This is a genomic window from Vibrio sp. 1401, from assembly GCF_033340295.1.
The window spans coordinates 1-500 of the sequence record NZ_JAWOWF010000910.1 but is presented as its reverse complement, the minus strand read 5'-3'; the positions used below and the strand labels follow the sequence as shown (position 1 = coordinate 500).

General features: G+C 47.6%; 1 pseudogene. It reads left to right on the top strand.

Annotated elements, in window-relative coordinates:
• Positions 1–500 (top strand): annotated as a pseudogene (locus tag R7Z77_RS28845) (ABC transporter substrate-binding protein); the annotation flags it as partial.

Below are 500 nucleotides of genomic sequence, written 5' to 3'. Positions count from 1 at the left end.
CAAGAGGGCTGGCGGATTTTACTCAATGTGGGAGCGAACCTCGCGACGATCTCTTCTCGCAGTTTTGGAGTGGCGGATTACATCGCCAAAGGTAAGTTTGGTATTGGGCCAACGATTGACAGCTACGCACTGATTGCGCAACGCAAGTTCGACTACGTTGGCTTTGCTTATGATCAAGACTTTACGCTGATGCCTACCTATATTGCACAAATCAATCGGGGCAAGAGTGATAAGTTGGCAGAGTCCTTTATTGCTCATTTGCTTTCGAAAGAAGTACAAGAGCAGATGGAAAGCAGTACCTTCTCCAAAACAGCGCTTGACGATACGGCTCGATACGGTGGAGAAAATCCCGTTCTCGACCTAGAACAGGTAATGCCACGTGAAGCGTTAATCAACTTGATTTTTGATACCGCGATCACCAAGCGTCTTCCGGAGCTTCAAGATGCTTGGCTCTCGCTCATTAAATTGAATCGACTCGCCGACGGAAAACCAGAGAAACA